We start from the raw sequence: 24,811 nt of genomic DNA, 5'->3' as shown, positions 1-24,811 counted from the left end.
GTGAGGCGCGAAATCCACCGGTGTGTGCCCCACGACCGCTTTCCGCCCGACCGTGCCGACGGCCCGCCCCGGAGAACCGTCTCGGCGGCCCCGGGATCTGCGGCATCGGCGCAGGAGGTGACACCACCATGAAACTCCCGACCGGGCGTGTCCGGCATTCCGGGGGCCCCGACGGGGCCACGTCGTCCTTCGCGGTGGGCGCGGCCGACGCCGGCGTGCTGCTGCTGCGGCTGGCCGTCGGCCTGGTCCTGGCAGGGCACGGGGCGCAGAAGCTGTTCGGCTGGTTCGACGGCCCCGGCCTGGACGGGGCGGGCCGGGGCTTCTCCCAGCTCGGCTGGGACCCCGGCGTCTTCTACGCGGGCCTGGCGGGGGTCGCCGAGTTGCTGGGCGGGCTGGGCCTTGCCGCCGGGCTGCTGACTCCGCTCTCGGCGGCGGCCTGCGTCGGGGTCATGGTCGGCGCCATGGCGATCGCCCCGGTGATCGGCCTGTGGTCGGCCGCCGGCACCGCCTTCGTCTATCCGATGGTCCTGGCCGTCGGCGCGCTCACCGTCGCCGCCGTGGGACCGCTGCGGCTCTCGCTCGACGCGCGTTTCCCGTGGCGGGACGGCGGCTGGGCCCCGGCGGGGGTCGCCCTGGTCCTGGGGCTCGCGGGGGCGTTCGTCGTCCTGGCGCTGAAGTAGCCGGTGGCGGCCGCGTCGGCGGCCCGGACCGGCCCGGGATCACACGGGCCCCGGCCCGGACCGGACCGATCACACGGGACCCGGCCCGGACCGGGATCACGGCGGCCTCCGGCCGGACGGCAGTGATCGCGGTCGCGGCGGCTGCGAAATAGGGTGTTGGTGCCGTATCACCCGGATATGCGGCGAGCGAACGAATTCCGCCAGACGAGGTGCAGGCGATGTCCGACAGGCGTCCGCGCGCGGCGCGGGCGGGCAAATGGCCGCTACGGGCCGGGCCCGCCCGGCCGGCCGACCCCGCTCCCGAGCAGTCGATGGATCCGCGTGCGGAGCACGAGTCGCCGGAGCCGGCCCCGCTGGAACGCAGCCTCGTGGACGCCGCGCTGTACCGCGACGGGCGCCGGGTGGAGACGCCCGCGTCGCTGGCGGAGATCTACCAGAGGCTCCCCGGAGAACCGGGCACGATGGCCTGGATCGGGCTGTTCCGGCCCTCCCCGGCCCAGCTCTGGGAGGCTGCCGGGCAGTTCGGGCTGCACGAACTGGCCGTCGAGGACGCCATCGTCGCCCACCAGCGCCCCAAGCTGGAGCGGTACGGGAAGACGCTGTTCGTCGTACTGCGCCCGGCCCGCTACCTGGACGACGTCGAGGAGGTGGACTTCGGCGAGATCCATGTGTTCGTCGGCCCGGAGTTCGTCCTCACCGTGCGGCACAGCCAGGCCCCGGACCTGGCGGTCGTCCGCAGCCGGCTGGAGGCGGACCCGGAGCTGCTGGCCCTCGGCCCCGAGGCGGTGCTGTACGCCATCCTGGACGCGGTCGTCGACGGCTACGCCCCGGTGATCGCGGGCCTGCTGCACGACATCGACGAGATCGAGACCGAGGTCTTCCGCGGCGACCCCAGGGTCTCCCGGCGGATCTACGAGCTGTCCCGCGAGGTCGTCGACTTCCAGCGGGCCACCCGGCCGCTGCTGACGATCATGAACGGGCTTCAGGCGGGCTTCCAGAAGTACGGCACGGACGAGGAGCTCCAGCGCTACCTGCGGGACGTCGCGGACCACGCCACCACCGTGGCCGAGCGGGTCAACGGTTTCCGCCAGGCGCTCGGCGACATCCTCACCGTCAACGCGACGCTCGTCTCGCAGGCGCAGAACGAGGAGATGAAGATGCTCGCCGAAGCCGGCCACGCCCAGAACAACGAGATCAAGAAGATCTCCAGCTGGGCCGCCATCCTCTTCGCGCCCACCCTCATCGGCACCGTCTACGGCATGAACTTCGACCACATGGCCGAACTCGACTGGCGTTTCGGCTACCCCTTCGCCCTCGCCCTGATGGCGCTGGTGTGCATCGGCCTGTACCTGGCCTTCAAACGCCGGGACTGGCTGTAGCGCCGGCCCGGTCGCCGTACGCGGCGAAAGCGGGCCGGCCGGCGGGGAGAGTTACCGAGCACGGATCCGGATAACCAGCTCATACAACGGAATTCGGTCCCGGACGCGGCCCGTCCGGCGCACGATGCGTGCCGTTCGGGTGATGTGCCCGGACCGGGCCACCACCACGAATGACGACATACCGGTTGCCTCGTAACTTTGGCGGCGATCGCAATGGTTCAGCGGCATGTCCCGCCGGATCACCACCCCGACTCCATGAGATGTGACCAAGTGAAACGTAGGCGACTGTGGACGGGGGTCGGCGCGGCGGCCGTGGCCGCCGCCGGAACGGCCACGTGGGCCGTCATGACCCCGTCGGAAACCACCGCCGCGGACGGCACGTCCGAGACGGCCGCCCGCACGGCACTCACCGCCGAAGCGCTGCTCCAGGCCGGCCTGCTGCAGGCGCGGCACCAGGACCTCGGCGGGGCCGAAGCCACCTTCCGCCGGGTCCTGGAGATGGACCCGGACAACAAGCTCGCCTGGTACAACGTGGGCGTCGTCGCACATCAGAGCGGCAGGCCCGCCGAGGCGCTCAGGGCCTACGACGCCGCGCTGAAGGCCGACCCCTCCTTCACCTCGGCCCTGTTCAACCAGGCCGTGCTGGTCAAGGCGAGCGACCCCGACCGGGCCATCACGCTGCTGGAACGGACCGTCAGCGTCGATCCGCAAGCCTCCACGGCCCATTTCCAGCTCGGCGAGGCGCTGGCGGGGAAGGGCCGGGACGGCGAGGCGCAGGAAGCCTACCGCCGTGCCGTCGCCGCCGACGCCTCGCTGCACGCCAAGGTACCCGCGAAGTTCAGGGACGCCGCGAGGCCGAGCCCCTCACCCACCACGAGCCCAGGCAGGTAGCCCCCAGATGAAGCCGAACACGACACCGAGGTTCTCCGTCTTCACCCCCAGCCACCGGCCCCGCTTCCTGGACGAGTGCCTGGCGACCCTGCAAGGGCAGTCCAGCTCCGACTGGGAGTGGATCGTCCTGCTCAACAACGGCGCCCGGTGGCGGCCGGAGCGACCGGACGACCGAGTGCGGGTGGAGATCGCGGACGAGGTCAGGGGGGTGGGCGCGGCCAAGCGCAGGGCGTGCGAACTCGCCCGCGGCGAGATCCTCGTGGAACTCGACCACGACGACCTCCTGGCGCGGGACTGCCTGGCGGAGCTGGGGAAGGCGTTCGACGAGCACCCCGAGGCCGTGCTGGCCTACAGCAACACGGCCCAGATCACCGAGGACGGCGGACGCGACGACTCCCGGTTCAACGAGGTCTACGGCTGGCAGTACCAGGACGTGGACGTGGACGGCCGCCGGCTGCTGGCCGCCACGTCGATGGCGCCGACGCCGCACAACGTCTCCTACATCTGGTACGCGCCCAACCACGTGCGCGCCTTCCGCAGGGACGCCTACGACAAGGCCGGCGGATACGACGCCACCCGCACGGTCCTGGACGACCAGGATCTGATGTGCCGTCTGTTCCAGGCCGGGGACTTCCACCACATCGACCGCTGCCTGTACCTCCAGCGCATCCACTCCACGAACACCCAGCGCGACCCCGAGATCAACGCACGCATCCAGCGCGAGACGGTGGCGCTGTACGACAAGTACATCGAGGCCAACGCCCTCGCCTGGACGCAGCGCCGCGGACTGCTCGCCCTGGACCTCGGCGCCGCCCACCGCAAGCCGCCCGGCTACCTGGGCGTGGACCAGTACCCGGGGGAGGCCGTGGACATCGTCGCGACCCTGCCCGATCGGCTGGACCTGCCGGACGACTCCGTCGGCCTGATGCGCGCCGTCGACTTCCTGGAGCACGTGCCCGCCAAGGTTCCGCTGATCAACGAGCTGTACCGGCTGCTCGCGCCGGGCGGCATGCTCCTGACCATGACGCCCAGCTCCGACGGCCGCGGCGCCTACCAGGACCCGACCCACGTCGCGTTCTACAACGAGAACTCGTTCTGGTACTACACCGACAACCAGTACCGCGCCTTCGTCCCCGAGATCGAGGCACGGTTCCAGAACTCCCGCCTGGTCACGTACTTCCCGACCGACTGGCACTCCAAGAACCGCATCTCCTACGTCGTGGCCAACCTCATCGCCATGAAGGACGGCGCGGCCCGCTGCGGCGGGCCGCTGAAGGTCTGAGCGCCCGGCCCGAGGACGGCGTTCCCCGCGCCCCGACCGGGCGCGGGGTGCGGCGACGGCCGGCCACCGGTGGCGGCCGGCCACCAGAGAACGCGCGGAGCGCCCGGGGCTCCCGGGGCTCCCGGCGGTTCAGGCCGGGAGCCCTCGCCGTGCCCGCCCGGCGGCGCCGCCCAGGCGGGGCGGGGCGTCCCGTGCCCTCGACGCCGCCGGACCGCGGCGGTCAGCCGACCGCCCGGGCCGCCGCGGCCAGCTCCGCGAACCCGGGTGTTCCCAGTGCCGTGGACAGCTGGTCGTCCCACCGCAGCTGGGACGGGACACCGGCACGGGACCAGCCGTCGTGCCCCAGCACCCCGAACGCCGGCCGCGGCGCGGGCCGGGGGAAGGCCGCCGCACCCACCGGGCGGATCCGCTCCGGGTCGAGACCGCTCAGCCGGAAGGTCTCGTGGGCCAGCCCGTACCAGGTGGTTCGGCCGGCCGCCGTGCCGTGGTAGACGCCCGCCGGGGCCCGGCCGGTGAGGGCGGCACGGCCCAGCGCCGCCAGCTGCCGCGCGAGCGCGCGGGACCATGTCGGCTGGCCGTGCTGGTCCGCGACCACGTCCAGCGTCTGGCGCCGGCAGGCGAGTTCGAGCATCGTCCGGACGAAGTTGCGCCCGTGGGCGCCGTACAGCCAGGCCGTGCGCACGGTGTAGCCGGTACCGGGCAGAAGCTCGGCCACCGCGCGCTCCCCGGCCAGCTTGCTCCGGCCGTAGGCGTTGACCGGGGCGGTCGGCGCGCCCTCGGGGTACGGGTGCCCGGCGTCGCCGGAGAAGACGTAGTCGGTGGAGACGTGCAGCAGGACGGAGCCGCTGCCCGCGCAGGCGCGTGCCAGATGGCGCACGCCGGTGCCGTTGACCGCGGTCGCGGCCTCCTCGGCGTGCTCGGCCGCGTCGACGTCCGTCCACGCGGCGCAGTTGACGACCACATGGTGGCCGGCGGCGGCCGCGTGCACGGCCACCCGGTCGGCGATGTCCAGCTCGCCTCGGGTCAGCCCGGTCGCCTTCGCTTCGGGGTCGGCGGCGAGTTCGGCCAGCATGTCCCGGCCGAGCATCCCGCCCGCCCCGGTGACCAGCCAGCGGGTGGTCACCGCAGCTCCGCCCGGGCCCTGAGCGGCTCCCACCAGGACCGGTTGCCGCGGTACCAGGCGACGGTGGCGGCCAGCCCTTCGGCGAAGGGGACCAGCGGCGCGTAGCCGAGCTGCTCCCGGATCTTGGAGTCGTCGAGCGAGTAGCGCAGGTCGTGGCCCTTGCGGTCGGCCACGTACTCGACGCGGTCCCAGTCCGCGCCGACGGCGTCCAGCAGTAGTCCGGTGAGCTTGTGGTTGCTGACCTCGGTCCCGCCGCCGATGTGGTAGACCTCTCCGGCCTTCCCCCCGCGCAGGGCGAGTTCGATGCCCCGGCAGTGGTCGGAGACGTGCAGCCAGTCCCGGATGTTGCGGCCGTCCCCGTAGAGGGGGATCGAACGCCCCTCGATCAGGCGGGTGATGAAGAGCGGGACGACCTTCTCGGGGAACTGGTGGGGCCCGTAGTTGTTGGTGCACCGGGTGACGACCGCGTCCAGGCCGTGCGTGCGGTGGTAGGCGAGCACGAGCAGGTCGGCGGCGCTCTTGGAGGCGGAGTACGGCGAGTTGGGCGCCAGCGGGGACGTCTCCGTCCACGAGCCCTCGCTGATGGAGCCGTACACCTCGTCCGTCGACACGTGCAGGAACCGTCCCACGCGGTGGCGGAGCGCCGCGTCCAGCAGGACCTGGGTACCGACGACGTTGGTGCGGACGAACGGGCCCGCCCCCTCGATCGACCGGTCCACGTGCGACTCGGCCGCGAAGTGCACGACGGCGTCATGGCCCGCCGTCACCTGGTCGACGGTGTCGGGGTCGCAGATGTCGCCGCGGACGAACCGGTACCCGGGGTGCCGGGCCACCTGTGCCAGGTTCGCCTCGACTCCGGAGTACGCGAGGCTGTCGAGGACCGTGATGCGCGCCGTCGGGTCGGCGTCCAGCAGCCGCCGGACGTACTCCGAACCGATGAAGCCGGCGCCGCCGGTGACGAGGGTGCGCATGGTTCTCCGCCGCTCTCCGCGGCCGGGGCTCCCGGCCTGGCTGGAAGACGCTTCCTAGGGACGGTGTGCGGGATCGGCGGGGCGGTGCCCCGGAGCCGAGGCTCCGGGGCACCGCCCGACCGGACTTTGCGGATCCCTCACGGCGTGGTGTCGGCGCACACCACGTAGGCGGTGATGACGTTGCCCCCCACGGGGTCCTGTGCCACTACCTGCCAGCCGAAGGGCGGGTCGCCGATCGGAACGCTCGACTGCGCGTCCACGACGTCGGGCACTCCCTCGGGAACCTCGAAACCGCCTCCCGTGGCGATGTCCCCGGGGTCGCACTCCACCACCGAGATCGGGGCCGGCTCGCCGACCCTGACGTAGGCTCCGAAGATCCCGGAATCGCCCTGGGGGCCCTGCGGGCCGGTCTCGCCCTGGTCGCCCTGGTCGCCCTGGGGACCCTGCGGGCCGGTCTCGCCCTGGTCGCCCTGCTCGCCCTGGGGACCCTGCGGGCCCGTGTCCCCCTGGTCGCCCTGCTCGCCCTGGGGACCCTGCGGGCCCGTGTCCCCCTGCTCGCCCTGCTCACCCTGGGGACCCTGCGGGCCCGTGTCCCCCTGCTCACCCTGCGGGCCCTGGGGACCCTGCGGACCGCGCTTGCCCTGCTTGCCCCTCGGACCCCGGTCACGGTCGGCCTCGGCCGTGACGGTACCGTTCGGCCCCGGCAGGCCCAGGCTGTGCTCGGTACCCGACCGCTCGATCGCGTCGGCCACGGCCGCGGTGCTGGGGACGAAGTTGAGCACCACGGCCAGGGTGCCCGCGGAGACCATCGTGACGGTCTTCATGCGGGAGCTTCGGATGGTTTTACGGCTCACCAGAGAACCTTCCTCACGGAGTGTTGGGAGTGAACGAACGGCAAGCGCACGGACTCGAGGGGCGGGTCGATTCGCGTACGAGTCACTTCGCCCGTCGCCACGGACCATCCTTCACACGCCGGGATCCTATGATCACGAAGCAGTTCGCGACGCTCCCGAAGATCACCCGAGCAGCGGCGAAGCCGGATCCGCCAGGCCGCGGGTCCACGGGTCCGCGGGTCCGCGCACACAGTTCTCCGGCGAAGGACTCAGCGGGCCGGCGCGCCCGCGGGCGCCGCCCCGCGGCTGCCGGGCTCCGCCTCCCGCAGGCGCCGGCGGTACTCGGCGCACGCCCCGTGGCAGGGCAGCAGCCCCAGCCGTTCGGCCTCCGCCAGCGTGGGAGCGGCCGCGTCCTTGTCCGACAGTCGCGGGGTGAGGCCCCGGGGCCAGTCGACGGCCAGCTCGGGGTCGAGTGGATGGATCCCGAACTCCCGCTCCGGCGCGTACGGTTCGGAACAGAGGTAAACCACGGTGGAGTCCTCGTCCAGCGCCATGAACGCGTGGCCCAGCCCCTCCGAGAGGTAGACGGCACGGTGCTCGCGGTCATCGAGCCGAACGGCTTCCCAGGTGCCGAACGTCGGCGAACCGGTGCGGAGGTCGACCACCACGTCGAGCACGGCGCCGCTGACACAGGTGACGTACTTCGCCTGCCCCGGCGGGACCGCCGCGTAGTGGACGCCCCGGAGGGTGCCGCGCACCGAGCGGGAGCAGTTCGCCTGTCCGAGCGGCATCGTGTGGCCGGTCACCGCACGGAACCGGTCCTCCCTGAACCACTCGTGGAAGCGGCCCCTACGGTCCTCGAACACCCGGGGGGTGTCCACCCAGGCCCCTTCGATGCCCAGCGGTCTCATGTCCTGCCTTCCTTTCGGACACGGCGCGCAGGGGACGGCTCCCCGTGCGCGGTCACACGGCGGCGGGCTCCGGCAGCAGCGGCTCCCGCCCGCGCGGCCCGCCGCCGGGCTGGTTGACGACGGAGCACCGGGTGCCGTCGAGCAGTTCCAGCAGATACCGGCCGTAGCCACTCCTGAGCAGTGGCCGCGCCAGGGCGCGGAGCTGGTCGTCGTCGATCAGGCCGGCCCGCCAGACCGCCTCCTCGACGCAGCCGACCTTGAGACCCTGGCGCTCCTCGATCACCCGTACGAACTCGGATGCCTGGACCATGGAGGCGAAGGTGCCGGTGTCCAGCCATGCCGTGCCCCGGTCGAGTTCGGTGACGCGCAGTTCACCGGCTTCGAGGTACTCCCGGTTGACGTCGGTGATCTCCAGCTCGCCACGGGAGCTGGGGCGCAGACCGCGCGCGATGTCGACGACCCGGTTGTCGTAGAAGTACAGGCCGGGCACGGCGTACCGCGACCTGGGCCTGGCCGGCTTCTCCTCGATCGACAGCGCCCGGCCGTGTTCGTCGAACTCCACCACGCCGTAGGCCGAGGGGTTGGCGACCTGGTAGGCGAACACCCGGCCGCCCCTCGGCGCCCCGCCGTGCGCGAGCCGGGTGCCGAGACCACTGCCGTGGAAGATGTTGTCGCCCAGGATCAGGGCCACCGGTTCGCCCTCGATGAATTCGGCGCCCAGCAGGAAGGCCTGGGCGATGCCTTCCGGCGCGTCCTGGGTGGCGTAGTCGATCCGGAGGCCCAGTGGGCTCCCGTCGCCGAGCAGCCGGCGGAACTGCTCCCGATCCCCGGGGGCCGTGATGACGAGGATCTCGCTGACCCCGGCCATGACCAGAGTGGAAAGCGGATAGTAGATCATCGGCTTGTCGAACACCGGCAGGAGCTGCTTGGAAACCGAAAGGGTCAGCGGCCAGAGCCGCGAGCCGGTGCCGCCGGCCAGGAGAATCCCACGCATGACCTCACCATAGGGCGAATCGGTAGCCGCACCCGCGCCTGCCACACGGAGACCGGTTCGGGCACCGTCAATTCCCCATCAGATCCAGTGCGTGCCGGACCGACAGGGCGCAGAGGAAGAGCCGCCGGGAGATCTCGGCGGCGATCAGATCGCGCACCGCACCGGAGGGATGGACGAGAACGATGTTCCGGTCATGGCGTTTCCAGGAGAGGAAGAGTTCGAGCAACTCGTGGTCGCATTCGGTGATTTCGTCGCAGTCGACCACGAGTCGCGAGTATCCCGACTTCACGGCGACGGTCAGCATCAACCGCAGGGGATAGAGGTTCTCCCGGTCGACCGCTCCTCTGAGCGCGATGACCAGGGTGCGGTCGATGGTCCGGCAGTACGAGATGGCCGGCGGGTCGTTCCACCGCCCGGGACCGCCGCACGGGCCGTGGTCGCGGCTGTCCGAATGCACCGCGACCGACTCTGCGACGCCCATGCCTCTGTACCCCTTCGCGGTGTGCCGCCCGAATGCCGCTCTACAACTACCGCAAAAGTAGCGGGAAATACACCCGGGCTACGATCCCTACAGGTGACTGCGACCGGCCCCGTTCGGCTGCGGCGGAGATCTGCTTTCCGTATTTACCGTCACCGCCGCCGGCGCGGTCGCCGCCGGGAGACGTGTCCATCGGCGCGGAACGTCGTTTTGCCGTCGATGAATTCTTCCGATGCCGCACCGGCACCCCGGCCCCGGCCCCCGGGTCCGGCAGCCGCCCCGGTCCCCCACGCCGGGGTCCTGGCGTGGGCGCGCCGTCCCGGCCCCGAGCGGTCCCTGCCGCGCCGTCACGCTCCGGGCGGGTCCTCCCCGACACCGCTGTACGGGCAACTGGTGTCCGAGTGGCGGGCGCGCGGCGCGATGCTGCCGGGCGCCCGCGATCCGCAGTGGGACCGGCTCACCTCGCTCCACGCGTTCGAGGAGGACACCCGGCGGACGCTCCGCATGCTCCGGCTCGAGCGCGACCCCCTGCCGGCACCGCCCGAGGCCGGAGCCCGGGTGCCCGCCGGGAACACCGGCAACACCGGGCACCACCCGGCCGTGTACGGCGCCGCCGCGCACCTGCCGGGGCCGCGCCGGGACACGCCCGGGAATCCCCGTCCTCGCGGCTACGACCGTGAATCGTGAAAACTTGAGCCATTGGAGCTCATCGTGTGAATTCTTCGTCAACCGCGAGTCCCGGACCCGGGCCAAGCGTTTGTGCGTATGTGGAACCGCGTGAGTTGTGGGAAAGAAACACAGTCCTTGCGAATGCCTTCTGCACCAGTGACGACCGGGTGCGGCTCGCACAGAGCGCACTCGACGAGGCCCAGGCCGATCGTACGAGGATGCTGGCCGCATTCGCGGTGGTCGTCGGCGACGACGGGACCGTCGCCGGCATGATGGGCCTGCCGGAACGCGAGGTCAGGGTTGCCCGCAGGACAGTCGGCCGGGAGGGCGCTCGCACCGTCGCGGCAAATCTGCTGACACGAATGTCGGATCAGTCCTCCGATACGGGCGGGGAACCCGCGCAGGCGACCTCGGAGACCCCGGCGTCTTTTCCCCGGGCGGAGTCGGCCGCGGCACCGGCCCCGGCTCCGCCCGCGTCCCCCTGCACCACCGCCCAACCGCTCCAGCAGACCGGCGGCTATTCGATTCCGGCGGCCGAGGAGCAGACCTGGGCCGAACCGGTCCAGCCCGTTCCGCCCGCCCAGCCGGCGGGTCCCGTCTGGTCCCCTTCGATGGATTCCGTTCTGGTGTGGAGCTGGCACTCGGGGCTGGATCTCCAGGTCGTCGCGAACGAACTGGGTCTGGAACTGCGCACGGTTCTCCAGCGCGTACAGACCCTCGCCGCGGAGGGCCAGCTCGTAAAAGCCGACCAGGTCGTGCCGCGGGACTACATGAACGGCTCACGGGACCATTCGGCGCCTTCGAGGGACTACTCGACCGGATCGCGGGACTACTCGACCGGTTCGAGGGAGTATTCGGGCCGGCATCGCAGGCACCGGGAACCGATGGAGTTCTCCGACACCGGATCGTTCGGTCTGGGCGGACTGTTCTCCAGCGCTTCCTGGTCCTGAGCGCCTACCGCCGCCCGCGGGTGCCGCGGCCCGGCGGAGGCAGCCGTCCCGGGACGGCGCCGCCTGCCCGCGGGGGCCCCTCGCAGATGCTGCCGCCGGCCGGCGCTCGGCGCAGGATGGAGGCATGGACCGGGACCTCACGGCCGTCAGCCTTCCCGGGCGCCTCGCCGGACCGGGCGAGGGGATCAGCCTCGAGGAGCTGGCCCTCGCCGCCCGCAACCACGGAATGCCGCTGGAGGCACTCCGGTACCCGCTGACGCCCCCCGGGCTGCACTACGTCCTCGTCCACTACGACATCCCCGCAGCCGTGGCCGCCGACTGGCGGATCACCGTGGGCGGACTGGTGCGGACGGCACTGCGGCTGGACCCGGCGGACCTCAGGGCGTTCCCGCCCGTCACGCTCCGCGTCACGATGGAGTGCGCCGGGAACGGGCGGGCCCGGCTCACTCCCCGGCCGGTGAGCCAGCCGTGGCTGGTGGAGGCGGTGGGCACCGCGGAGTGGACCGGCGTCCCGCTCAGGGTGCTGCTGCGGGAGGCGGGAGTGGAGCCGGGCGCCGTCGAGGCGGTGTTCACCGGCGCCGACCACGGGGTCGAGCGCGGCGTCGAGCAGGACTACCGCCGCAGCCTGCCGCTGGGCGTGGCCCTGGGCGGCGACCCGGAGGTGCTGGTCGCCTACGCGATGAACGGGGAGCCGCTGCCGCCCCAGCACGGACATCCCGTGCGGCTGGTCGTACCGGGCTGGTACGGCATGGCCCAGGTGAAGTGGCTGTGCGACATCAGCCTGACCGGCACACCCTTCACCGGGTTCCAGCAGGCGGTCGCATACCGCTACCGGAACGCGGCGGACGACCCCGGCGAGCCGGTCACCCGCATCGCGCCCCGCGCCCTGATGATCCCGCCGGGCTTCCCCGACTTCATGTCCCGCACCCGGGTGCTGCGCCCGGGCCGGACCGGGCTGGAGGGCCGCGCCTGGTCCGGCCGCGCCCCCGTCACACGGGTGGAGGTCAGCACCGACGACGGACGCACCTGGCACGACGCGGCGCTCGACGCGGCGGAGGGCGGCGTCTGGGCCTGGCGCCACTGGCACACGGCGTGGACGGCCACCCCCGGCAGCCATGTCCTCGCCGTCCGGGCCACCGACGGCGACGGCCGCACCCAGCCCCTCGACCAGCCGTGGAACCGGGGCGGATTCGGGAACAACCTGGTGCAGCGGATCCCGGTCGAGTGCCTGCCCGGGGGCGGATGACGCCCGCCCGGGCCCCGACTTGCGGAGGGGGCCGCCATGGGGTTGGTTCGAAGGAGAACCCCTGTTGGGGGTGAGCCAGTGCTGTTCACCGATCGCGTCGACGCGGGGCAGCGCCTCGCCGGGGCCCTCGGGCATCTGCGGGAGGCCCGTCCCGTGGTGCTGGGGCTGCCCAGAGGCGGGGTTCCGGTGGCCTTCCAGGTGGCGCGGGCCCTGGGCGCGCCGCTGGACGTGATCGTCGTGCGCAAGCTGGGCGTGCCGTACCACCGGGAGCTGGGGTTCGGAGCCATCGGCGAGGGCGGCGTACGGATCATCAGCGACGACATCGTCCACCGGGGCCGAGTCTCCGAGAAGGACGTCGCCTCCGTGGAGCGCGCGGAGGCCGCCGAACTCAGCAGGCAGGCGAGGCGGTTCCGGGCGGACCGGCCGCGCGTCGGCATCGAGGGCCGGACCGCGATCGTCGTGGACGACGGGATCGCCACCGGGGCCACGGCCGCGGCGGCCTGCGAGGTCGTCCGTGCGCAGGGGGCGGCCAGGGTGGTGCTCGCCGTGCCCGTCGCACCGCCGGACGCGGTGTCCTGGCTGCGTACCCGGGCGGACGAGGTGGTGTGCCTGTCGACACCGCGGTCGTTCTCGGCGGTCGGGGAGTGGTACCGGGACTTCTCGCAGACCCCGGACGAGGAGGTCGTCGCGCTGCTGGCCCGGTCGGCCGCCGACCCCCCGGAAGCCGTCAGGTCCGTGGACGTCGAGGCGGAGGCGGGCCGGGTGCGGCTCTCAGGGGAGCTGGCCCTGCCGCAGGACACCGCCCCGGTGGTGATGTTCGCCCACGGTTCCGGGAGCAGCCGGCACAGCCCGCGGAACCGGGCGGTGGCGAAGGCCCTCAACGCGGCCGGTCTCGGCACCCTGCTGTTCGATCTGCTCACCGAGCCGGAGGCCGCCGACCGCCGGAACGTGTTCGACATCGCGGTGCTGGCCGACCGGCTCTCGGGGGCCACCCGCTGGCTGCGGACCCGCACCCCCTGGCCCATCGGCTACTTCGGGGCGTCCACCGGCGCCGCCGCGGCGCTCTGGGCGGCGTCGAGCGCCGGTCCGGAGGTCGCCGCCGTCGTCTCGCGGGGAGGCCGACCCGACCTGGCAGGCTCCCGGCTGCCCGGCGTGCACGCCCCGACGCTGCTGATAGTCGGAGGTCGTGACACGACCGTTCTCGACCTCAACCGCCAGGCGGAGTCCGCGTTGCGCTGCGAGTGCCGACTGGCCGTGGTCCCGGGGGCGACACATCTCTTCGAGGAGCCGGGAGCCCTCGAAGAGGTCTCGGCCCTGGCCCGCGACTGGTTCACGGTGCACCTGGCGCCGCGGAAGGGGTAGGGACCGCGTGGCGCCCGGGAGCGTCCCGGCGGCGGGGGTTCAGCGGTCCGGCCCGCCGTCCCGGCCCGCCGTGCCGTAGCCCGACGAGCAGCCCGAGGAGCGGCCCGGCCGGACCGGGAGAGCCGGCACCCCCGGCCGAACGGCCGCTCCCGCTCCCGTTCCCCGGCCTGCCCTGACGGTCGCGGGACCGGCACCTCGGGAACTCAGCTGGTCCAGAAGTCCCACCAGCGGGTGAGCACCAGCATGCCGACGGCCCCGGTCCACGCGATCGGCGGCAGCCAGCCGAACTCCCGCAGGCCGGCCCGCAGACGGGCCGGGGCCGGCAGCATCCGGTGCCCGACGGTGTGCCCGGTCACCCGGCAGAACAGGACGATCGTGGCGACCCAGGCGAGGCAGCACCACAGGCAGAGGGCACCGATCCGGTAGAGCGACTGGAACTGCAGCCAGGTGCAGAAGACGGCGCCGAGGAGGGCACCCCCGTTGAGCGCGAGCCAGAACCAGCGCCGGTACCGGGCACCCGCCAGCAGCCCGGCGCCGACCGCGGTCACCACGGCGTACGAGACGAGCCCGAGCATCGGGTTCGGGAAGCCGAAGACGGCCGCCTGTTCGCTCTCCATGATGCTCCCGCACGACACCACGGGATTGAGGCTGCACCCGGGGGTGAAGCCCGGATCCTCCAGCAGCCGGAACTTGTCGAGCGTGATGGCCCAGGAGGCGAGCAGTCCGGCCGCACCCGTGAGCACGAGCATCAGGGCGAAGCCGCGGCTCGCGCCCACCTCGGCCGCGGGAGCGGCGTGCGACGCCGTCACGGAGCGCGGGGCGCGCGTCCTGGCTCGGGTTCCCATGTCTCTCCTGACTTCCTCTCCGGTGGTCCCGGTCGGCTCCCACCGGATTCCGCCCGGCCGGATCGGATCGATCCGGTCTCGTCGGACTCCGCCCTTGCAGTGCGCCCGGTGCAGTGCGCCCGGCTTCCGTCCGTCGGGGTTCCGTCCGACGGGGTTCCGTCCGGCCGCGTTCCGTCCGGCCGATTCGCCTGCCCGCCGCCACCTGGGCCGATGCGCACACGCAGTAACCGCGACCCCGCTCGGCACGACGGATCGTCAGATCCGGACTAACGTCACCGGTGTCCTCAACCCCCTGCAAAGGAGGCCACCGTGAAGCTGACGCTTCCTCACCCGGCGGCGGCCGACGCCGTGGGTGCCGGAATACGACGCAGGCTCGCCGGGACTGCCCGGGGGGACGCGCACCACGCGCCCTCCCGCCCGGCGAGCGCTTTCCGGCAGCTCTGACCAGCAAGGCGTGAACCGGGCCCGGCCGGCGGTCGTACCGCCGTCAGCCGGGCCTCTTGCCGCCCGACGGGCGCTCAGCCCCGGAGCTGACGGACCGGCAGCAGGCAGTGCGCCGACGACGACAGCACCGCCTCGTCCCCGACGAACTCCCGCAGCCGGTCCTCCGTGACCGGGACCCCGGGCGCGGCGTCCGGCCATGGCCGCGTGGCGAAGATGAAGTACACATGGCCCCGATCCCCGACCGCGGCCAGCCACTCCGGCGGCACCGCGCACTGCGCGGTCAGATGAGGCATCGTCAGCACGGCCTGGCCCGCCTCCACCAGCAGTGTGACGGGAAGTCCGGTGGAATCGGCGGCATCCACGTATTCCCCCCCGACCGGCAGACCCACGGCGTCCAGCAGCTCCCGGGCGGCGGTCCCGGTCCCCTCCGGTCCGCCGGCGCCGTCCCCGAGCGAATAGGCCAGCAGGAAGGGCATGTCGCGCTCGTCGTCGGGGTGCTCACCGCTCCAGGCGATGACGACGAGGGTGCCCAGTCGGGCCGGGCTGATGGCGCGTAGCGCGCTGGGGGTGGAGGTCACATCCGGGACCATAGCGACTCGGCGGAACCATTCGGGCGCCCTTGTCACACGCGCGGGGGAGCCCGGCGCCCGATTAGCCCGAAGGGGTCGCACTCGCTCATCCGTGCGCAGGCCCGCCGCACCCCGGTGGACCGCCGGGCCTGCTGAGCCCACTGGGACCATTGGGACCACTGGGACCGCTGAGACTGCCAGGGCAGGCCGGGCAGGCCGGGCAGGCGGGACGGCCTCAAGTGCCGGGGCAGCCGGAACGGGGCCGGACGGTCCGCAGGCCCGGCGGATCCACCACCGGGCCTGCGGGGTCGTGCGGGTACGCGGTCAGGAACCCAGCGGGAGGCCGCCGAGGAGCTGCTGGGGGGCACCCGCCTTGTTCTTGTTCAGTTCGTCGGTGGTGCGCTGGACCGTGTGCAGCAGCGAGCCGTCCTGCTCCGTGTCCAGCGTCCTGTTCGCGAGGGGCTCCACGGCGCCCGTGGTCTCGCTCGCCACGATGCCCAGCGCGCCGTTCAGGCTGGTCGGAGCGAGCTCGGAAGCGGCGAAAGCCGGGGCCGAGGCGCCCGCGGCGACCAGCGAGCCGGCGACGACGGCGGCGACCTTCATGGGCTTCATCAGTGAATCTCTCCTTCGGCGACGCGTATCGCGTACACAAGTGACGGAATTGTTCAGAGGCATTGCGGATGCCCGGTGTGCCCTCTCGTACCGTCCGGCATGCCCTGCCCCGCCCTGCTGTTCTGTGCTGCTACGTGTTCTGTAACGACCCGTCATCCGGCCGGAAACTCCGAAGGCCGGGGATTCCTCCGGCCCCACCCGAATGAAGCCCCCGTTCGGATTCCGCTTCCGGATCGCTCCCGGTCCTGCGGTCACCGTGCGGTCACCGTGCGGTCGGCCCGGTCCCGGAACCGGCCGGGGGCGCACCGCGGAGGGGCGGCGCGGATGGCCACGCAAGAGGGCCGCCCCTCCCTGCCGCGGCGGGAAGGACGGCCCGAGACGCCTGTACGGGCGGTCAGTCGTTGACGCAGGCGTTGCCGAAGGTCGGGTTCAGCAGGGCGACGACGTTGACGGTGTTGCCGCAGACGTTCACCGGGACGTGAACCGGGACCTGGGCCACGTTGCCGGAGAGCACTCCCGGCGAGTTCGCCGCTGCGGCCTCCGCACCGCTGTCGGCGGCGGCGATGCCGGTGGAACCCGCAACAGCGGCGGCGGCGAGGGTGGACAGGACGAAAGCCTTCGCGGTACGCGACATGGAGAAGCACTCCTTGGTCAAGGTGTTTCAGTGGCCGTGCGTTACTGCCCGGTCCGATGGTTCAACGGCAGCGAGGTCTGCCGGGTTGTGCGGCCGAAGGAGTGAACAACCGCTCGGCCCGCGGGGGTGCGGGCGTCCGGCGGCGTGTGCCGCCGGACGCCCCGGTGTGTCAGAGGTTGGCGCAGGTGTTGCCGAAGGCCGGGTTCAGCAGACCGACGACGTTGACGGTGTTGCCGCAGACGTTCACCGGAACGTGGACCGGCACCTGGACCACATTGCCGGAGGCGACACCGGGCGAGCCAACGGCGGCACCCGTAGCGCCGCTGTCCGCGACGGCCGCGCCCGCACCGCCCATGACCAGGGCGACGCCCGTGCCCGCAAACGCCACCGACTTCGCGATTCGCTTCATCATTGATTTCCTTCCGGGGGGTTACCGATGCGGCGTAACCATCAACGAGGGAACCCGGAGTCCGGACACGCCGGGATGCCAAAAGGGCTAATCCGCGCCCTGGCCAAGTGCCCGGACGCGGAAGGACCGGTCCGGCACCGGAATGGGGCTAGAGTCACCTCTCGCGCCGGCTCCGCAGAGAGCGCACGAAGCTGCCCCCCACCGGACCGCTCATGTGAATAGCCTTGGATATGAACCGGAATCGACGATCCGTGCGGCGTGCTGAGTTCCGGCAGCAGCCGGATCACTTTCCGACGCCCCGTGCACCGGAATTCCCACCCCGTCTTACGGCCGGAGGGACCGCCGACCGGGGCGGCGGTCCCTCCGCGCGCCCACCGTCCGGGCCGGGCCGGCCTGCCGTGCTCCATGTCGTCCAGCAGACCGACGGCGGAATGGCCCGGGTCGTCCTGGACCTGGTGGCCCATCAGATCCGCGGCGGTGTCCCGGTGGCGGTGGCGTGCCCGGGCGGCGGCATGCTCGCGGAGGCCGTCCGGGGGCTCGGCGGCGGAGTCCACCGGTGGCGGGCGGGGAAGAGGGTCGGCCCGCTGCTGGCCTGGGAGGTGGGCCGGCTCGCCAGGATCGTGGCGGCGTCGAGCCCGCTTCTGGTGCACGCTCACGGTCCCAGGGCCGGGCTGGCCGCCCGGCTCGCCGTGCGCGGCCGGCTCCCCACCGTCTTCCAGCCGCACGTCTGGTCCTTCGAGGTGGCCGGCGGTTTCCTGGCCGGCCCGGCCCGCCGCTGGGAGCGGTACGGAGCCCGCTGGGCGGCCCGGATCGTCTGCGTCAGCGAGACGGAGCGGCTCAAGGGTGTGGCGGCCGGCGTCGAGGCGCTGTGGGCCGTCGTCCCGAACGGCGTGGACACGGAACGGTTCCGGCCGCCGGCCGAGGACGTCCGACCGGACCTCCCCCCGCTGGTGGCAGATCTGCCCGGGTCCGCGCCGCTGGTGGTGTGCGTGGGGCGGCTGTGCCACCGGAAGGGTCAGGACGTGCTGCTCGCGTCGTGGGAGCAGGTCCTGCGCAGGGTGCCGAACGCCCGCCTGGTCCTGGTCGGCGACGGACCGGGCGCCGACGCGCTACGGGCGGCCGCTCCGGTGTCCGTCCGGTTCGCGGGCGACCAGGCGGACGCCGCACCCTGGTACCGGGCCGCCGACCTGGTCGTCGTCCCGTCCCGCCGGGAGAGCATGGCACTGACTCCGCTGGAGGCGATGGCCTGCGGCCGGCCGGTCGTGGTCACGGATGTCGCCGGGACGCGGGAGAGCCTGCCCCCGGGACACGCGCTGTTCTGCACCACGCCGGTGCAGGATCCGCACGCCCTGGCCACTGCCGTGGGAGACCTGCTGCTCAACGGCCCGCTGCGCGGGACGCTCGGCCGCCAGGGCCGGCAGCACGTCCTCGCCGCCCACGACGTACGCCACAGCGCGTCCGCGATCGCGGACGTCTACCGCGAGCTGCCGGCCACCCGGGCCGCAGTCGGCGGCCCGGCGGCACGCTGACGACCACCCGCCCGCGCGAGGGCTGCCCGGGCGGGACCGGCGAACGGGTGCAGGACCCCTCCTCCGCGGCGCGCCCTCCCGGACCCGGCACGGCGCGCTCCGCGTCCCCGAAGGCGCACCGGCCGTCACCGCAGCTCACGGATCCGCACCGCAGCTCACGGATCCGCCGGCCGGGCCCTGGACGCACCACGGCCCCGGAAGCACCGGGGCCCCGGCGTCCGGTCCCGGCCCCGGACCCGGACCCGGACCGGACGGAAAACGCCCCCGGCCGGGAGAGTCCGATGAGAGAACTCCCCCGGCCGGGGTTCACACGGGCGGCGCGGTCACTCAGCGACGCGCGGCAGCCGTCCCGCGGCGGTACAGCAGAGCGCCGCCGGCCAGCAGTCCGACCGCGGCGGCACCGGCCGCCAGGGTGCCGGCGTTGCCGCCGGTCTGGGCCAGCTGGTCCGTGGTCGAGGAGTCGCCGACCGGGGTGTCCACGCCCGGGACCAGGACCTCCGGGGCCTCGGGAACCTCGGGGGTGACCGGGGTCTGGGGAATCTCCGTCTCGGGGACCTCCGGGGTCTCGGGAACCTCGGGGATCTCCGGCGTCTCCGGGTTCTCGGGGATGACCGGGGTCTGGGGAACCTCCGTCTCGGGGACCTCCGGGGTCTCGGGAACCTCGGGGATCTCCGGCGTCTCCGGGTTCTCGGGGATGACCGGGGTCTCGGGAACCTCCGGCGTCAGCGGCGTCCGGCCCGGGCCGTTGGCGCAGGCGTTGCCGCCGGCCGGGTTCAGGGCGGCGATGACGTCGATGGTGTTCCCGCAGGCGTTGACCGGGATGTCCGCCGGAACCTGGACGTTGTTGCCGGAGGCGACGCCCGGGGAGCCGACCGCGGAACCGTCCGCCGACGCGCCACCGGATCCCGCCGCGCCCCCGTCGGAGGTGTTGGCGCAGGCGTTGCCGAACGCAGGGTTGAGCACCCCGACGACGTTCAGCGAGTTGCCGCAGACGTTGACCGGCACGTGCACGGGCGCCTGGACGTTGTTCCCGGACAGCACGCCGGGCGAGTTCGCGGCCTCGGCGTCGGCCTGGGAGTCGGCGCTGGCGTACACACTGGTCAAGGACAGAATTCCGGTGGCCGCAGCGGCCGTCAGGATTCCCTTGCTGATGACCTGTCGCATGTTGTTGTTCTTCCCGCTTTCGCTTCGCGAGCCGATCCCGGAGCGGTGCCGCAGGACACGCCCCGGACCGACGGAGAACGACCCTTCAGGACTGTATGCGAGGACTGGGTTTCAGTCGTTCACACAGAGGTTGCCGAACGCAGGGTTCAGCACGGCGATGAGATTGACGGAGTTGCCTCAGGCATTCACCGGAACATGCACGGGAATCCGGACGACGTTCCCGGAGAACACTCCCGGCGAGCCGGACGCGACACCGGTCGCGCCGGAGTCCGCGAACACCGGCGAGGCAATCCCCATGGCCATCACCAGTCCCGCCAGCACCATCGTGGTCTTTCTGGACTTCATATCGGATTCCCCTACCGATCGGCGGCCCGAGGAGTGCCGTGGAACTCCGCGGAATTCCGTGGAAATCCACGGGAAGTCCCGGCAGTACCCCGGCGCCCTGCCAACGAGCCGCACCGACCGAGGAAACCCCTGTGCCGCCCGGGAGTCCGGGCAGTTCACTCGGATGCACGCCGGCCCCGAGAACCGGGCCGGAGTGGGCGTCAGCCGTTGCCCTCGCCGTTGCCCGAGAGCACCGGGATGTCGTCGAGGATGTGCGACAGCGGCTCGTCGCCCTTGGCCTGGGTCGAGTTCTCGACACACTGCTGGTTCTGCGGGTTCGACAGCACGTTGACGTCCTGCACGGCCACCGGCACGAGACCGACGAGCGACCCCGCGTTGGCCTTGGCGGGCAGACCGATACAGGGCTTGTTCAGCGAGCCCTGGACCAGGGCGAGCTGCGGGCTCTGGTTGCCGTAGGTGGCCGAGTTGCCGAAGACCTGGGAGGCACCGACACCACTGGCGGACGTCGTACCGGTGTCGTCGCCGATGGCCAGGGCCTGGGGGGCGGCGGCGGCCGAGGCACCGATTACGGAGGCCGTGACCGCAGCCGCAGCCATAACCTTCTTGATCATCACTTGCCTGCCTTTCTGCAGGAACACTCCAGCTCGTCTGCGCACCGACTCAAACTGGCCGGCGGGCGTTTGGTTGCGGCAGGTCACCCGAACGGCCCTCACGCCCGAGGCCGCGGCGACCCGCCCCGGAGGGCCGTGGGCAGGGGCGGAGGAGCCCGGCCGGATGCGATACGCGATACGCCGCCCGCACCCCACTTTGGAGTGAAGCGGAAGAACCAACTCCGCTGCTCCGAGTTGGTCAGGAGGCTCCGGGGAACGGGCACTTCGGTCCCCGCTCATAGACCCCGGACCCCGGGGCCCCAGAACCCCAGAACCACGTACCCAGGAAAGGGACTCTCGTGTTCAAGAAGGCTATGGCGGCCGCCGCCGTCACCGCGTCCGTCGTCGGCGTCTCCGCCGCGGCGGCGCCGCAGGCCCTGGCCATCGGCAACGACACGGGCACCACGTCCGCCAGTGGTGTCGGTGCCTCCCAGGTCTTCGGCAACTCGGCCACCTACGGCAACATGAGCCCGCAGATGGCGCTCGTCCAGGGCTCGCTGAACAAGCCCTGCATCGGTCTGCCCGCCAAGCTGAACGCGGGGTCGCTCGTCGGCCTCGTGCCGGTGGCCGTGCAGGACGTCAACGTGCTGTCCAACCCGCAGAACCAGCAGTGTGTCGAGAACTCGACCCAGGCCAAGGGCGACGAGCCGCTGTCGCACATCCTCAGCGACATCCCGGTGCTCTCGGGCAACGGTCAGGGCAACGGCTGACCCTGCCACGCCACCCGGCCGGGTCGGGCCGCCGCGGACGCCGCGGCGGCCCGACCCGTTCTCCTGGGCGCCGCCGGGGCCGGTCCGGCCGCGGCGCCCGCACACCCCCGTGCGGGCCGCCCGCGGACCCGGCGGGGCCCCGGGACGGGCTCACCAGCGCGGCCAGGACCAGGCGACGAGGTCCGACCACTCACGGTCCGGGATGCCGGGGACGGTTCTCCCCTGGGCATACCAACTGGCCGTGAGAGAAGCGTAGATGGGCTCCGCCGAACGGTCCGCGACCTGTCTGGCGGCCGGCCCCGACCGGTCCGCCGGCTCCCCCGGGCCATCCGATTCCCTACGGCTCGCCGGAATCAGCCCCTGCCGTTCCCAACGACCCTTGTGCTCCACCATGCCCCCAATATCCCGTACCACCCGTGCTGATCGGGGCGAAAGAACCGAACGTCCCGAACAGCGCCCTCTGCGCTCGGCTGATCGGGCTACAGACCGCAACCGGGGCACGGGGGCCGGGGTTGGTCACTGCGTCACTCACCGGTGGAGTGCGCATACCGACGCCCTGTACATCGCGAACCTCCCCGAAGGGAACCACCATGAAGAAGCTGTGGGCAGCTGCGGCCGTGACCGCGTCCGTGGCCGGAGTCTCACTGACCGCCGCCCCGCAGGCTCTGGCGATCGGCGACGACAGCGGCACCACGTCGCTGAGCGGCAACGACGCCGTGCAGGCCTTCGGCAACTCGGCCACCTACGGCGACATGAGCCCGCAGCTCAGCGCAGTCCAGGGCTCGCTGAACAAGCTGTGCATCGGTCTGCCCGCCAAGGCCAACGCCGGGTCGCTCGTCGGTCTCGTGCCGGTCGCCGTGCAGGACGTCAACGTCCTGTCGAACCCGCAGAACCAGCAGTGCGCCGAGAACTCGACCCAGGCCAAGGGCGACGAGCCGCTGTCGCACATCCTCGACGACATCCCGGTGCTCTCGGGCAACGGCGTCAACAACCACTGATCCACGGCTCTGATCCACGCCGCTGATCCACGGCTCTGATCCACGGCTCTGATCAGCGCCACCGCCCCGTCCACAGCACGGCTCGGGGTCCGGGGCCCGGCCCGGCCGGCCGCTTCGCGCGGACCGCCCGGCCGGGCCCCGGCGTGTGGGCCCGCCGCGTGCTCCCGGCCCGCTGCGCCCGTTCGTCAGCCGCGCTTGACGGCGCGCAGCACCACGAACTTCGGACTGCCCGCGACGGTCTCGCAGCCGCCGAAGATCCGGCGCAGCTTGACGTGGTAGCCGAGATGCCGGTTGCCGACCACCCACAGCTCGCCGCCGGGGCGCAGGGCGCTGCGGGCGCCGGTGAACATGCGCCACGCGGCGCCGTCGGTCAGCGCGCGGTGGGTGTGGAAGGGCGGGTTGTTCAGTACGAGGTCGACGGACTCGCGCTCGGTACCGGACAGTGCGTCGCCGACCACGAACGCGGCCTCGGCCGACGGGCCGGTGTTGGCCCGGAAGGTGGCCTCGGCGGAGGCGACGGCCTGGTACGACTCGTCCGTGAACACCACCTCGGCCGCCGGCTCGGCGACCGCCATCGCCGTACCCACCACCCCGTTTCCGCAGCCCAGGTCCACGACGCGGAGGGGGCCCCGGCGGTCGGGGAGGTGCTGGAGGAGGAAGCGGGTGCCGATGTCCAGGCGGTCGGCGCAGAAGACGCCCGCGTGGTTGGTCACCGGGCGCCCCGACATCACGCCGATGCCGTCCGGCAGCGCGTAGGTGCGCGGCCAGGAGCCCTCACCGGCGGCCGCCGGTCCGGTGCGGTCGGGATCGGGGGTGCAGTGGATGAGCCGGGCCTTCTTCACCGCCGGCGAGGTGCGGGTGGGGCCGACGATCCGTTCGAAGAGCCGCAGCGTGGAGGTGTGGATCTCCGTCACCATGCCGGTGCCGACGACGAGTGTGTCGCGGGTCAGCCGGGGGGCGAGCCGCTGGAGCTGGTCCTCCAGCAGGGCGAGGCTCTTGGGGACGCGGACCAGCAGGACGTCGATCCGGTCCGGCGGGGTGTCCCGGGTCGACAGCAGCCGTACGCCCTCGGCCTCGGCGGCGGTGCGGTTGCGGTCGAGGTTGGCGCGGGTCGCCCGCTGGGTCAGATAGGAGTCGCTGATCTGCACGGGCCGGTGCGCCGCGAGCGCGGTGGCGAGTGCTCCCCAGCGGTCCCCCACGACGGCCACCGTGCCGGTGAGCGTCTCGCCCTCCAGATGGCGCAGCAGGTACTCGTCCGAGGCGTCCCAGGCACGGAGCCGCTCACGGGGGTCCTCGGGGAAGCGGGTGAGCCCGAGGTCGCCCCATGACGTGGTGAAGATGTTCATCGTGCTCTCAGGCTACGCGGCCGCCTTCTCGAGCTCGGCGGCGCCGAAGGAGACGTCGAACCGGTCGCACCAGATGCTGACACTGGTCAGGCGGTTCAGATCGGCGTCGGCGGGCAGCGCGTAGTTCTGGTCGCCCTTGTTGCCCTTGAGCTTGCCGAGGCTGACGTACTCCCCGTCGTCGAAGACGTGCCAGCCGTCCCGGCCCTCCTTCACCGGCGCGTCGGTGAGCCAGACGCGCAGGTCGGGGCCGCTGCTGGTGTCCAGGTTCTCGATCCGGAGGGTGCGGGAGCCGTCCTCGAGCCGGAGGATCTTCACGCTGCCGGTCGTGGCGTGCTCATGGCTGATGAAGGTTCCCGTGGCCAGCACCTCCGGCGCGGCCGGCGCGGCCGTGTCGGCCGGGGCCGGCGATCCGTCCGGTGCGGCCGGGGAAGCCGGTGCGGCCGGCGAGGCCGCGGGCAGCTCCTCGCGCACGGTCTCGTCCACCCAGAGCTTCCAGGGCTGGAACCAGTACAGCCCGGCGGCCGCCACGATCGCGACCACCGCCAGACCGACGATCACCACGGGTCTGCGTACGAGCGATGTCCTCATGGCTCCATTTAAGTCGCGTGGGGCGGCATTGTGATCGTTCCGGTGGTGACGGAAGTCTTACGTCCGCCGTACGCCGTACGCCGTGCCCGTACGCCGTACGCCGTGCCCGTACGCCGTGCGCTTCCCTTTCCCTTCGCGGGCCCCTTCCCTTCCCGGTCCCGGTCCCGGTCCCGGGGCAGGCGCTGCGGGCTCCCGGTCC

The 24,811-nt window shown here is 72.5% G+C and carries 26 protein-coding genes and 1 pseudogene; 11 read left to right on the top strand and 16 right to left on the bottom strand.

The genetic code is table 11. The features are described 5' to 3' along the window. Positions 1-128 precede the first annotated feature (128 nt). The 4 genes from DDQ41_RS16785 to DDQ41_RS16770 all read left to right on the top strand — a co-directional run bounded on the left by DDQ41_RS16785 (position 129) and on the right by DDQ41_RS16770 (position 4,232). Positions 129-680, top strand: coding sequence for a DoxX family protein (locus DDQ41_RS16785; protein ID WP_109295226.1), 552 nt, complete (start codon positions 129-131; stop codon positions 678-680). Positions 681-898: 218 nt separating this feature from the next. Beyond that, positions 899-2,059 carry a magnesium and cobalt transport protein CorA gene (locus DDQ41_RS16780; protein WP_109295225.1) on the top strand — a complete coding sequence of 387 codons (1,161 nt, stop codon included), beginning with the start codon at positions 899-901 and terminating at the stop codon, positions 2,057-2,059. Between the two features lie 345 nt (positions 2,060-2,404). Then, the gene (locus DDQ41_RS16775) at positions 2,405-2,950 is read left to right on the top strand and encodes a tetratricopeptide repeat protein (RefSeq protein WP_162602698.1); all 546 of its coding nucleotides are present in this window, start codon (positions 2,405-2,407) and stop codon (positions 2,948-2,950) included. 7 nt (positions 2,951-2,957) lie between these two features. Continuing rightward, on the top strand, positions 2,958-4,232 hold the full coding sequence (locus DDQ41_RS16770; RefSeq protein WP_109295223.1) for a glycosyltransferase: 1,275 nt from the start codon (positions 2,958-2,960) through the stop codon (positions 4,230-4,232). A gap of 220 nt (positions 4,233-4,452) precedes the next feature. On the opposite strand, the gene rfbD is transcribed toward DDQ41_RS16770, so the two are convergent. The 6 genes from rfbD to DDQ41_RS16740 form a co-directional block, all read right to left on the bottom strand. Continuing rightward, positions 4,453-5,355 carry a dTDP-4-dehydrorhamnose reductase gene (rfbD, locus tag DDQ41_RS16765; protein WP_172607669.1) on the bottom strand — a complete coding sequence of 301 codons (903 nt, stop codon included), beginning with the start codon at positions 5,353-5,355 and terminating at the stop codon, positions 4,453-4,455. Further along, positions 5,352-6,326: a dTDP-glucose 4,6-dehydratase gene (gene rfbB, locus DDQ41_RS16760; protein WP_109295222.1), complete on the bottom strand. Its 975-nt coding sequence runs from the start codon at positions 6,324-6,326 to the stop codon at positions 5,352-5,354. Before rfbB ends, rfbD begins: the two co-directional genes overlap by 4 nt. Positions 6,327-6,463: 137 nt before the next feature. Further along, positions 6,464-7,150 (bottom strand): collagen-like domain-containing protein, encoded by a 687-nt coding sequence (locus DDQ41_RS32930; protein WP_109295221.1) that lies wholly within the window; start codon positions 7,148-7,150, stop codon positions 6,464-6,466. 278 nt (positions 7,151-7,428) lie between these two features. After that, positions 7,429-8,070: a dTDP-4-dehydrorhamnose 3,5-epimerase gene (rfbC, locus tag DDQ41_RS16750; protein ID WP_109295220.1), complete on the bottom strand. Its 642-nt coding sequence runs from the start codon at positions 8,068-8,070 to the stop codon at positions 7,429-7,431. Between the two features lie 52 nt (positions 8,071-8,122). Next, positions 8,123-9,064, bottom strand: a complete 942-nt coding sequence (gene rfbA / locus DDQ41_RS16745; protein WP_109295219.1) for a glucose-1-phosphate thymidylyltransferase RfbA — start codon at positions 9,062-9,064, stop codon at positions 8,123-8,125. 67 nt (positions 9,065-9,131) lie between these two features. Further along, the gene (locus tag DDQ41_RS16740; protein WP_109295218.1) at positions 9,132-9,545 is read right to left on the bottom strand and encodes an STAS domain-containing protein; all 414 of its coding nucleotides are present in this window, start codon (positions 9,543-9,545) and stop codon (positions 9,132-9,134) included. Between the two features lie 390 nt (positions 9,546-9,935). On the opposite strand from DDQ41_RS16740, the gene DDQ41_RS16735 reads away from it, so the two are divergent. From DDQ41_RS16735 to DDQ41_RS16720, 4 genes are all read left to right on the top strand, one after another. Beyond that, positions 9,936-10,229, top strand: coding sequence for a hypothetical protein (locus DDQ41_RS16735; RefSeq protein ID WP_262508481.1), 294 nt, complete (start codon positions 9,936-9,938; stop codon positions 10,227-10,229). Between the two features lie 200 nt (positions 10,230-10,429). Then, positions 10,430-11,161, top strand: a complete 732-nt coding sequence (locus DDQ41_RS16730; RefSeq protein ID WP_262508480.1) for a hypothetical protein — start codon at positions 10,430-10,432, stop codon at positions 11,159-11,161. Between the two features lie 124 nt (positions 11,162-11,285). Then, entirely contained in the window at positions 11,286-12,407 is a 1,122-nt protein-coding gene (locus DDQ41_RS16725) for a sulfite oxidase (protein ID WP_109295216.1), read from the top strand. Between the two features lie 78 nt (positions 12,408-12,485). Further along, a complete protein-coding gene (locus DDQ41_RS16720; protein ID WP_109295215.1) occupies positions 12,486-13,769 on the top strand; it encodes a phosphoribosyltransferase family protein in 1,284 nt (427 codons plus the stop codon). A gap of 203 nt (positions 13,770-13,972) precedes the next feature. Here DDQ41_RS16720 and DDQ41_RS16715 read toward each other — a convergent pair whose 3' ends face one another. From DDQ41_RS16715 to DDQ41_RS16695, 5 genes are all read right to left on the bottom strand, one after another. Beyond that, entirely contained in the window at positions 13,973-14,614 is a 642-nt protein-coding gene (locus DDQ41_RS16715; protein WP_109295214.1) for a vitamin K epoxide reductase family protein, read from the bottom strand. Positions 14,615-15,132: 518 nt separating this feature from the next. Beyond that, positions 15,133-15,636 carry a DUF5949 family protein gene (locus DDQ41_RS16710; protein WP_394342146.1) on the bottom strand — a complete coding sequence of 168 codons (504 nt, stop codon included), beginning with the start codon at positions 15,634-15,636 and terminating at the stop codon, positions 15,133-15,135. A gap of 315 nt (positions 15,637-15,951) precedes the next feature. Beyond that, positions 15,952-16,239 carry a hypothetical protein gene (locus DDQ41_RS16705; protein WP_109295212.1) on the bottom strand — a complete coding sequence of 96 codons (288 nt, stop codon included), beginning with the start codon at positions 16,237-16,239 and terminating at the stop codon, positions 15,952-15,954. 394 nt (positions 16,240-16,633) lie between these two features. Further along, on the bottom strand, positions 16,634-16,873 hold the full coding sequence (locus DDQ41_RS16700; RefSeq protein ID WP_109295211.1) for a chaplin: 240 nt from the start codon (positions 16,871-16,873) through the stop codon (positions 16,634-16,636). Between the two features lie 169 nt (positions 16,874-17,042). Continuing rightward, positions 17,043-17,282 carry a chaplin gene (locus tag DDQ41_RS16695; protein ID WP_109297772.1) on the bottom strand — a complete coding sequence of 80 codons (240 nt, stop codon included), beginning with the start codon at positions 17,280-17,282 and terminating at the stop codon, positions 17,043-17,045. 431 nt (positions 17,283-17,713) lie between these two features. On the opposite strand from DDQ41_RS16695, the gene DDQ41_RS16690 reads away from it, so the two are divergent. Next, a complete protein-coding gene (locus DDQ41_RS16690; RefSeq protein ID WP_245991210.1) occupies positions 17,714-18,811 on the top strand; it encodes a glycosyltransferase family 4 protein in 1,098 nt (365 codons plus the stop codon). Between the two features lie 327 nt (positions 18,812-19,138). Here DDQ41_RS16690 and DDQ41_RS16685 read toward each other — a convergent pair whose 3' ends face one another. From DDQ41_RS16685 to DDQ41_RS16675, 3 genes and pseudogenes are all read right to left on the bottom strand, one after another. Beyond that, complete coding sequence (locus DDQ41_RS16685) at positions 19,139-19,975, bottom strand: chaplin (RefSeq protein WP_109295209.1); 837 nt, start codon at positions 19,973-19,975, stop codon at positions 19,139-19,141. Positions 19,976-20,086: 111 nt separating this feature from the next. Beyond that, a pseudogene (locus DDQ41_RS16680) lies at positions 20,087-20,320 on the bottom strand (chaplin). Positions 20,321-20,520: 200 nt separating this feature from the next. Next, the gene (locus tag DDQ41_RS16675) at positions 20,521-20,931 is read right to left on the bottom strand and encodes a rodlin (protein WP_109295208.1); all 411 of its coding nucleotides are present in this window, start codon (positions 20,929-20,931) and stop codon (positions 20,521-20,523) included. A gap of 338 nt (positions 20,932-21,269) precedes the next feature. On the opposite strand from DDQ41_RS16675, the gene DDQ41_RS16670 reads away from it, so the two are divergent. Together DDQ41_RS16670 and DDQ41_RS16660 are read left to right on the top strand one after the other, a co-directional pair. Next, positions 21,270-21,680 carry a rodlin gene (locus DDQ41_RS16670; RefSeq protein WP_172607670.1) on the top strand — a complete coding sequence of 137 codons (411 nt, stop codon included), beginning with the start codon at positions 21,270-21,272 and terminating at the stop codon, positions 21,678-21,680. Positions 21,681-22,270: 590 nt separating this feature from the next. Next, a complete protein-coding gene (locus DDQ41_RS16660) occupies positions 22,271-22,678 on the top strand; it encodes a rodlin (protein ID WP_109295206.1) in 408 nt (135 codons plus the stop codon). Between the two features lie 185 nt (positions 22,679-22,863). Here DDQ41_RS16660 and DDQ41_RS16655 read toward each other — a convergent pair whose 3' ends face one another. After that, positions 22,864-24,024, bottom strand: coding sequence for a methyltransferase (locus DDQ41_RS16655; protein ID WP_109295205.1), 1,161 nt, complete (start codon positions 24,022-24,024; stop codon positions 22,864-22,866). 12 nt (positions 24,025-24,036) lie between these two features. Further along, positions 24,037-24,612: a DM13 domain-containing protein gene (locus tag DDQ41_RS16650; protein ID WP_172607671.1), complete on the bottom strand. Its 576-nt coding sequence runs from the start codon at positions 24,610-24,612 to the stop codon at positions 24,037-24,039. Between the last annotated feature and the right edge of the window lie 199 nt (positions 24,613-24,811).

The organism is Streptomyces spongiicola (genome assembly GCF_003122365.1).
Classification (GTDB): Bacteria; Actinomycetota; Actinomycetes; order Streptomycetales; family Streptomycetaceae; genus Streptomyces; species Streptomyces spongiicola.
This window is presented reverse-complemented; position numbering and strand designations above follow the sequence as displayed.